The following is a 10,160-nucleotide window of genomic DNA, read 5'->3' as shown; positions in this document are numbered from 1 at the left end:
GGAATTTGCGCGGTAAAATTTCATTTTGCTGCGAAATTTCGCCTTAAAATTTTACGGACGCGAAATTTCACGCCGTAAGATCAATGCGACGGAGACGGCGCGCAGAAGGCATTTTGCGAAGGCGCTTGCCGCGTTTGCGGCTACAAAACATATTGTGCGGTCTCGGTACGCCGCAGAGCTGCGTGTTTGGTAGCAGCATGCCCCCATTTAGGTGCTAGCGAATAATTTCGCCTCGTAGCTAGAATGCGTTGCGGCGGCGCGCCGTTTGGGGCGCTGAAATTTTACAAAACGTACGGCGCGATTAAATTTAAAATTTTAAAGCAGGACGGGAAAAACTGCCCTAGCGCGAAATTTTAGAAGCGAGTTTGAACTAAATTTTGAAAACTCGTTTTAGCGAAATTTTGAAAGCGAGCCTTGGCGCAAATTTTAAAAGCGGCGCGGCTGCGCCAAAATTTTAAAACCGCGCCTGTAAGAGTGATGAAATTTAAAAATTTTATAAAGGAAAACGATGGAAAAAAAAGAGATTTCACTTAAAACCAAAGACGGCAAGATCGCTAAAATCGACTTTTTGTATCAGTTCGACGATTCGCTGCCGGTGGCGAGCTTCAAGTTAATTTTTAAAGCAAGCGGCGCGGTGAGCGAGAAGACCCTGGGCCTTGCGCGCATCTGCGCGGGCGTTTTGGGCGAGGGCTCAAAGACGCTGGGAGTGAGCGAATTTCACCGCAAGCTCGATATCCGCGCGGTCGAGATCAGCGCCGCGAGCAATTTTGAAACCTTCGGCATCCAGCTAAACTGCCTAAAAGAGCACTTCGATTTCGGCTTAGACATGCTGCGAGAGCTGCTTAAAGAGCCCAATTTAACGCCATCGGTGCTGGAAAAGCTAAAAATGCAAACCATAGGCGAGCTCGCCGTGCTAAAAAGCGAGTTTGATTACATCGCGACATGCAACCTAAAAGCGCTTCTGTATCCGCGCACGAGGCTCGAGCAGCCGCTCATAGGCGACGAGGCGAGCGTAGAGCGGATCACGATGAAGGACGTGCGGGAGTTTTTCGCCTCGCTGAGTTTAGAGAATTTATACGTCGTTTTGTGCGGCGACGTGAGCGATAAAAACCCAAAAATCGCGGAAATTTTGAGCCTCTTTGCAAGCGGCGAAAAGCGCGAGCTGCCGTTTTTCACGCCGAGCGATGCGAAAAAGATAAAGATCCAAAAAGAGCAGACGCAGCAGGCATACATCTACTTCGGTGCGCCATTTACGCTGCCAAAAGAGCAGGAGTTCATCGCAAACACCGCACTTTTCGTGCTCGGAAGCAGCGGATTCGGCAGCAGGCTGATGGAGCGCATCCGCGTCAAACACGGGCTTGCGTATTCGGTCTATGCGCGCGGCGATTTCGAGCTTAGCCGCCGCGAGTTTTGGGGCTATCTGCAAACCAAAAACGAAAATTTGCAAAACGCCGCCGCGCTCGTAAAAGAGGAGATCGCGAAATTTATCGCATCTGGCGTGAGCGAAGCGGAGCTAAAAAGCGCAAAAAAATTCCTAATCGGAAGCGCCGTGCTGCAAAAAGAGACGATGTTCAAGCGAGCGGCGATCGCGCAGAGCGAGTATTACAAGGGCTACGCATTCGGCGAGTTCGAGCGAAATTTAAAGCGCATCGAGACGCTAAAACTCGGGGCGCTCAACGATTTCATTAGATCGCACGACGAGATCATGAATCTAAGCTTTTCCGTCATTTGCGACGAGACCGCCGCGAAAAAGGGGCTTAGAATTTAGTCCGTCGCGGCGCGTATCTGCAGTCGGCATAAAATTTGGATAAATTTTAAATTTATAAAGCGGCGCAGACGGCGCTAAATTTTACTTTTACGCTCCGTTTGCGTACAGCTTGTGCGTTTAAATTTAAAACCGCGCCTGCGTCGCGCGTCGCGCTAAAATTTGCGGGGCTTTGCAAGAAGCGATTAAATTTACGAGCCTTACAAAAGTGGTAAATTTAAAGACGCCGTGTGCGGCTCGGTAAAATTCAGCGCGCAAAATCAAAGCCCGATTTCGCCCGCCGTTTGCAAGCCGCGCCGCGAAATTTAAAAGACTGTGCGCGTGCATATCTTTTGGATCGTACGGTTCGCAAATCGCGCCGTGAAATTTCAAGCGATCGCGCTATGTTCTAAAACGAGGTGCGCACCGCAAAGACGCGGTTGCCAAACAAAGTGCGCGCAAATGAGTAAAATTTACAGGCGCAGCCGGCGAGTAAATTTGCCACAATAACGAAATTTCGAGCAAATTTAAGCAAGCGTTCGATGCGGCGCGTAAAATTTCGATCAAATTTAGGCGGACGATTCCACTGCGGCGCATAGAATTTCACAGCGCAAGGGCTTAAACGCCTATCAAATTTAAAGGATGAAAATTGATTTTTGAAGCAAAAGACGCGGCGACGCTGCAAAAGGCGGGCATTACGACGCTTTTGGATCTGGCGCTGCTTCTGCCCAAAAGCTTCGACGATCTAAGCGTGAGGGACGCGCCCTGCGCGGGCGAGAGCACGGCGGAGGTCGAGTGCCTCTTCCAGCACAGGCGCGGCTCGATGCTCATCGTCACGGCGCACTGCCTCAGCTGGGAGCGCGAGATCAAAATCGTGATCTTCAACGCCAAAAACTGGCACTTCGGCGCCTTCAAGCGCGGCAAAAAATTCTTCATCCACGGCAAATGCGACGAGAGCTTCGGCTCGTGGCAGTTCGTAAACCCAAAAATCGTAAGCGAGCCGGGTAGGATCGCGCCCAAATACAAAGCTGCGCTGAGCGACGCCGCGGTGCAAAAGCTGATCAAAAAATATCTAAGCGCGAGTGCGCTTCTAGGCTGCGGGCTGCGCGCGGACGAGGCGGCGGTACTGCTCGCGCTACACGAGAGCTCGCCGCGCAGCGTGCGAATGCTAGCCGCGCTAAATAGGCAGCTCAAGGAGGGCGGCGCGGAAAATTTCGGCGAGCGCGACGACGTTTCAAACAGCGGCAAAATTCCGAACGGGAATGAAATTTTAAGAGACGAAATTTCAAGCAGCGATAAAATTTTAAATGACGATGGAATTTTAGATAACAACGAAATTACAAGCTCGCAAAACTCCGCCGCCGCCGAAATTTTAAACAGCAGATCGCAAAATGATGAAATTTCAGTCCATCCGCAAAATGGCGGAGTTCTTGCCTGCGAGACAAAGCACGGCGCGGCGAATGAAATTTTAAGCGGCGGAATTCCAAATGGCGCAGAAGCCTCGCCCAGCCAAAATATCCACAGCGGAGAGGCTGTGAGCGATAAAATTTTGGACGGCGAGGAACCTCAGGCGCGCGAGGAGGAGATTTATAACGACAAAAATTTTAACGTCCAAAGCGACGAGGATTTTCTTGCCGCAAACGGCGCCGAGGCGCGTGAGGATGAAATTTCGGACGACTTCAAAGCCGATAATGAAGCGGCGGCGAACAGCAATAAAATTTCAAACGACCTAGTATTCATCGCCCAAACAGCGACACGGTCAGCAGACGTTCAAGCAGCAATCGTGCAACCCATGCTAGAGCATGTCGCGACCGCGCAGTCCATAGCCGAGCAAGCCATAGTCGCGCAACAAATTGCAAGTACCCAAGACGTAGATACACACCCCGCAGAGATTCAAACTTCAGACGTTCGAATCGCAAATTTGCAACCCGTAACCCCCCAAACTCAAGAAGCAGGTATGCAACCCGCAACAATCCAAACTTCAAGCCAAGTAGCGAGCGCGCAATTCGCGACCATCCAAACTTTGAGCACGCAAGCTGCGGGCGCGCAGCCTGCGTGCGATCAAATCAAAAATGTTCAGGCGGTAGTAGCCGTGCAGACTGCAACCGCAAAGCCTACGATCGCTCAGACCGCAAGCGCCGCCGAGGCTGTACAGGCTGCAGCCGTCGCATCTATGAGCGGTGCTGAAATTTTACGCACGCTGAAATTTGTCGAAATTCTAAACTACCTGCAAAAGCTAAGCGCAAAAAAAACGAGCTTCCCTGCGCAAATTTACCCGCTGCACGACATTTCAGACTGGCTTGCTTCACTTCCTTTTGAGCCTACGCGCGATCAGCTGAGAGCGATAAAAGACATCGCTAGCGATCTGCAAAGCCCTCTGGCACGCCGCCGCGTCGTCATGGGCGACGTAGGCAGCGGCAAGACGCTCGTGATCCTCGCGAGCGCGGCGATGAATTACCCGCGCATCAGCTATCTGATGGCGCCTACGAGCATCCTAGCCGAGCAGATTTACGCCGAAGCTCTCCGTCTGCTGCCGCCGCAGATCAAAGTCCTGCTCGTAAAAAGCGGCGATCGCGAGCCGAATTTCGCAGGCGCGCACCTTATCATCGGCACTCACGCCCTGCTCTACCACGAGCTCGCGCCGTCAAATCTCATAATGGTCGATGAGCAGCACCGCTTCGGCTCGAATCAGCGCGAAAAGATTGCGCGCCTCACGGGGAGCGGCGAGTTTCGCGCGCATTTCATTCAATTTAGCGCCACGCCGATACCGCGCACGCTAAGCATGATCCAGTCCGAGCTTGTGAGCTTTAGCTTTTTAAAACAGCTGCCGTTTGAAAAGCAGATCAAAACAAAAATCCTGCAAAATGACGGATTTACGGGCTTTATGCAGGATCTGCGCCGCGAGCTCGCCGTGGGCAATCAAGCGATCATCGTCTATCCGCTCGTGCAGCAAAGCGAAAGCTCGGTCTATCAAAGCCTTGAGGAGGCGGCGCCGTTTTGGAAGGCTCAGTTTGCGGACGTAATGATTACCCACGGCAGCGACAAGGACAAGGAGGAGGTCCTGCGCCGCTTCCGCGACGAAGGACGGCTACTGATAACTACGACGATCGTCGAAGTGGGCATCTCGCTGCCGCGGCTTAGCGTCATTTTAATCGTGGGCGCCGAGCGAATGGGGCTCGCGTCGCTTCATCAGCTGCGCGGACGCGTCGGGCGCAAAGGCCAGGCGGGGCGCTGCTACCTCTACACCAAGCTCAAATCCCCGCCGCAGCGCCTGCGCGAGTTCGCAGCGACACTAGACGGATTTAAGGTCGCAAATATCGATCTGAAAAACCGCCAAGGAGGCGATCTGCTGGGCGGCTCGGTACAGCACGGCGCGATGTTTACGTGGTATGATTACGAAGAGGACGTGACGGCTGCGGCAAAACAGCGACTAAAAGACATAGGACGGGGTGCATGAAATTCTACGAGATGTGATAGAATTTAAACGTAATTTAGCCGCGGCAAAATTTTACGAAGCGAATGCGATTATGAGATAATGGGCGATCTGATATAAAATTTGAAATTTCACGGCGCAGATTGCATCGGATAAAATTTAGAGCTTTACCAAGCCTTGTTTGCTTTTAATTTCTAAAATTTATGCAACTTAAAGTCCAAAAAAAGGAGAGCAAAATGGCTTACGTGACCTACGACAAGGCAAAATGGCACTGGGGCGCGAAAAATGCGCCGACAGATATCCCGCAGGAAAACGGCGCGACGCACATCGCGTTTTTCTTCCACTGGTGTATGGAGCGCAAGCTCTACTCCAAGGACTTCGCGGCGGACTTTGCGGACGATATAGCGCGGATGGACGATAGCTTTGATTATCGCGGGTATTTCTTTGGCGCCATGGACGGCGTGCTAGGCAGCGAGGAGCTAAACACCGCGGGCAAGGCCTTTGCGAAGGCCTACTACACCACGGACCGCACGAAATTTGCCAAAACGCACGGCTGGTATTTGCAAGATTACGACGATTTCGTCGCGCGCAAATTTGGCGATAAAAACTTCGACAACGCCTATTTTTACATAGAAAACTCGCCGCAAAATTACGCCGAGATCAAAGAGATCATCGATCGCCGCTACGAGGAATTCTTGAGCTTCAAGGAGGCAAAGTAGAAATTTTACCGCCGAGCTTAGCCGGTTTAAAATAGACGTCCAATCCGAAACGGCGCGCGATCTGCGCCGCGGTAAAATTTAAAATTTTGCGTAGCGCTTTAAATTTACGAAGCGTACGGCGAGCTGGCGCGACACATTGCAAATTAAATTTTAAAATCAAACCGCTTCGCAGTGCGAGATACATTAAATTCAGCGGCGCGCTGTTTTTGTAAGCCTGGCGCTGTATTTGCAAACTCTCGGCACGCAATATTAGAAGCCGTCCGCCGATCGTTGTGCCGTAAATTTTATAAACGCCAATCGTTTAAAACAATTCTCAAAGATCGCGCAATCCGCATTTTAAAAATAAATTTGAAATTTTAAAATCATCGCGGCGCGCGATGCAAATAAGCAGAATCGATACGTTGCTGCGAGCGGCAGGGCTTAAAATTTAGGAAAATTTAACTATAATCGCCGCAAAAATTTGAAAATTTTAAAATTTCACAAAGGATTTTATCGATGATCAAGGCACTTCGCGGTATGAACGATATTTTGGACGAACAGGCGCGCATCTACTCGCAAATTTTAAACGTGTGCGAGCGCGTGGCGCGCAATTACGGCTTTTGCCTCATCGAAACGCCCAAACTCGAGCAGACCGCGCTATTTCGCCGTAGCGTCGGCGAGAGCAGCGACATCGTCGGCAAGGAGATGTATGAGTTTAGCGACAAAAGCGGCGATAGCGTCTGCCTGCGCCCCGAAGGCACCGCAGGCGTCGTGCGCGCCTTTATCGAAAAAAAGCTAGACCGCAGCGGCGGCGTGCATAAATTTTATTATCAAGGCTCAATGTTTCGCTATGAGCGCCCGCAAAAGGGGCGTCTGCGCGAGTTTCATCAATTCGGCGTCGAGTGTTTCGGCGAAAATAGCGTCTATGAGGATGCGAGCGTGATTTTGATGTTAGCTCAAATTTTACGCGAGCTGAATGTCTCCGCAACGCTTAAAATCAACTCTTTAGGCGATGAGGAGTGCATGCCCGCGTATAAAACCAAGCTCGTAAATTTCTTGCAAGAACGCGAAGACAAGCTCTGCGAGGACTGCCAAAGGCGCATCGACACCAATCCGATCCGCGTACTGGACTGCAAAAACGAAAGCTGCCAGAAAATTTTAGCCACCGCGCCTCTTATAACTGAAAATTTAAACGACGCCTGCGCCGCGGAATTTGCGCAGCTGCAAAGAATTTTAACCCAAAACGGACAAAAATTTGAGATTGATGCGAAGCTCGTGCGCGGGCTTGATTACTACTGCAAAACCGCCTTTGAGTTCGTCTCAAGCGAGCTTGGCGCGCAAAGCGCCGTAGGCGGCGGCGGGCGCTACGACAGGCTCGTGGAGTTTTTAGGCGGTAGAAAGACGGCGGGCGTGGGCTTCGCGATCGGTATCGAGCGAATAGCCGAAATTTTAAAAACGCGTGAAGCCCCTCAAGAGCGCGAGGGTCTTTATATCGGCGCGCTGGATGAGGCGTTTGTTAGCACGGCGTTTTCATTTGCGCTAAAGCTGCGAAAGCTTTGTAAAACTCAAATTTCATACGAGCCCAAGAGCCTAGCCAAGCATTTAAAAGCGGCCGACGGGGCGGAGGTGAAATTTTGCCTTTGCATCGGGCAGGACGAGTTTGATCGCGCCGAGGTATGGTGCAAAAATTTGGAAGATCAAAGCACCTTTGCGATTAAATTTAAAGAGGTCGAAGCATTTTTTAAGGATAGAGCATGAGCGATTACGGACTAAATATTTGGGGGAATTCCAACTTCACGATAGACGGCGGCAAACTATGCCTAAACTCCGATTTCAAGCAGCCTTTGGTAGATATCATAAAAGAGATCCGCGCAGACGGCGTGCGAGGCCCGATACTGCTGCGCTTCCCGCACCTCATCAAAAAGCAGATCGTTGAAATTTACTCAAATTTTAACCGCGCTATTAAGGAGTTTGATTACAAGGGAAAATTCCACGCCGTCTATCCGCTTAAGGTAAATCAATTCCCGGGCTTCGTTAAAAATTTAGTCGATATCGGCGAGCCTTACGGATACGGACTCGAGGCCGGCAGCAAGCCCGAACTGCTGCTAGCAATGGCGTATAACAAATACGGCGCGCCGATCACCGTAAACGGTTTTAAAGATAAGGAGCTCATCAATATCGGCTTCATCGCCGCAGAGATGGGGCATAACGTAACGCTTACGATCGAGGGGTTAAACGAGCTTGAAACCATCATCGAAACGGCTAAGGAGCGATTCGCGCCAAAGCCATTCATCGGGCTTCGCATCAGGCTGCACAACTCCGGAAGTGGTATGTGGGCGAAAAGCGGCGGGATAAATTCTAAATTCGGTCTTACCTCGACCGAGCTTATAGAGGCGATAAACTTACTCAAGAAAAACGACCTCATCGAGCAGTTTACGATGATCCACTTTCATATCGGCTCACAGATTACAGAGATCCATCCGCTCAAAAAGGCCCTCATCGAGGCGGGTAACATCTACACCGAGCTTCGCAAAATGGGCGCAAAAAATTTAAAATCCATAAATTTAGGCGGAGGTCTCGCTATCGAATACTCCCAAGCCAAAGAAAGCTCCAACCGCAACTATACGCTAAAAGAATACGCCAACGACGTGGTTTTTTTGCTAAAATCGATCGCAGAGGATAAAAAAGAGGCCGAGCCGGATATCTTTATCGAGAGCGGAAGATACGTAGCCGCCAGCCATGCGGTGCTCGTAGCGCCGATTTTGGAGCTTTTTACCCAAGAATACGCCGAAGAGAAGCTCGCCCTAAAAAAGGACAATCCGCCGGTAGTCGCCGAGCTATACGATCTGTATAAAACTCTAAAGCCGTCCAACGCGCTAGAGTATCTGCACGATGCTATGTCGCATATGGAGAGCGTGCTTACCCTTTTTGATCTAGGATACGTCGATCTGATCGACCGCTCAAACGGCGAAATTTTGGTTCATCTAATAATGCGAAAGGCGTATGGAATTTTAGGCAACAAGCAAGAATACAGCAATTTCTTAAACTCCTTAGGCAACGCCCAAGAACGCTATTTGGTAAATTTCTCGATCTTTCAAAGCCTGCCCGATTTTTGGGGCATCAAGCAGCACTTCCCGATCATGCCGCTAGAGAGGCTGGACGAGCGCGCCACGCTATCGGCGTCGATCTGGGATATCACCTGCGATAGCGACGGCGAGATAGAATTCGACAGTCAAAAAAATCCGCTATTTCTGCACGATTTCGATCCTGAAAAAGAGGAGTATTTTTTGGGCTTTTTTCTTGTCGGAGCCTACCAGGAGGTGCTTGGCATGAGCCACAACCTCTTTGCACACCCAACAGAGGCGACCGTGATTTTAAAGGATGACGGCGGCTTTGAGATCAAGGATTTTATCGAATCTCAATCGGTCATCGACATCTTGGAGGATATGGACTACGACGTAGTAGATATCCGCGAAAGCCTAAACGAGCGCGTCGAAAAATCAAATCTTATCGGAGATAAAGAGAAAAAGCATATCCTGGGCGAACTATATCTGTTTTTAAACGACAATAGCTACTTAAAGACAATCAAATGAGTTTTTGGCAAATTTTAAAACAAGACTTTACCGAGCCCTTGCGTCAAGACCCCGCATGCAATAGCGTATTTGAGATATTTTTCTGCTATCCAGGCGTCTGGGCGCTAATAAATTATCGCTTCGCGCATTTTTTCTACGAGCGAGGTTTTAAGCTCATAGCTCGCGCGATTAGCGGACTTAGCCGCATAATCACCGCCGTAGATATCAACCCGGGCGCACAGATCGGCTCGGGCGTATTTTTCGACCACGCTACGGGGCTTGTCATCGGAGAAACGGCGATCATCGGCGATAACTGTCTGATCTATCAGGGCGTCACTCTCGGCGGCGTGAGCTTAGAGCACGGCAAGCGCCATCCGACGCTGCAAAACGGCGTCGTAGTAGGCGCGGGAGCCAAAGTGCTAGGCAACATCACCATCGGCGAAAATTCCAAAATCGGCGCAAATTCCGTCGTCGTAAAGGATGTCGAGCCAAACTGTACCGCCGTGGGCGTGCCCGCTAGAATTTTAGGAAGCTGCGAGAGCGATCCTTTAGCGCATAATAAAATTCCCGATATCAGCCAGGAGCTTATCAAATATCTCATCAAGCGTATCGAAATTTTAGAAGAGTGCATCTGCAGCGGCAGAAAAGATATCGCCGCAATGGATGAGGATCTAAATAAATTCTACGAAGAGTATCTGAAATCATTAAAATAA

At 50.3% G+C, this 10,160-nt stretch carries 6 protein-coding genes; all 6 read left to right on the top strand.

Annotated elements, in window-relative coordinates:
- The first annotated feature begins 508 nt into the window (after positions 1-508).
- A complete protein-coding gene (locus tag Q0135_RS00320) occupies positions 509-1,768 on the top strand; it encodes a pitrilysin family protein (protein ID WP_297987323.1) in 1,260 nt (419 codons plus the stop codon).
- Positions 1,769-2,567: 799 nt separating this feature from the next.
- Complete coding sequence (gene recG, locus Q0135_RS11375) at positions 2,568-5,201, top strand: ATP-dependent DNA helicase RecG (RefSeq protein WP_367272136.1); 2,634 nt, start codon at positions 2,568-2,570, stop codon at positions 5,199-5,201.
- 212 nt (positions 5,202-5,413) lie between these two features.
- Positions 5,414-5,896 (top strand): hypothetical protein, encoded by a 483-nt coding sequence (locus Q0135_RS00310; protein ID WP_297987322.1) that lies wholly within the window; start codon positions 5,414-5,416, stop codon positions 5,894-5,896.
- Between the two features lie 495 nt (positions 5,897-6,391).
- Positions 6,392-7,633, top strand: a complete 1,242-nt coding sequence (gene hisS / locus Q0135_RS00305) for a histidine--tRNA ligase (RefSeq protein ID WP_297987321.1) — start codon at positions 6,392-6,394, stop codon at positions 7,631-7,633.
- A complete protein-coding gene (gene speA / locus Q0135_RS00300; protein ID WP_297987320.1) occupies positions 7,630-9,468 on the top strand; it encodes a biosynthetic arginine decarboxylase in 1,839 nt (612 codons plus the stop codon). Before hisS ends, speA begins: the two co-directional genes overlap by 4 nt.
- Complete coding sequence (gene cysE, locus Q0135_RS00295; protein ID WP_297987318.1) at positions 9,465-10,160, top strand: serine O-acetyltransferase; 696 nt, start codon at positions 9,465-9,467, stop codon at positions 10,158-10,160. The genes speA and cysE overlap by 4 nt, the downstream gene beginning before the upstream one ends.

This window comes from uncultured Campylobacter sp. (assembly GCF_937981295.1).
GTDB lineage: Bacteria > Campylobacterota > Campylobacteria > Campylobacterales > Campylobacteraceae > Campylobacter_B.
The sequence above is the reverse complement of the archived record's forward strand: the minus strand, read 5'-3'. Positions and strand labels throughout refer to the sequence as shown.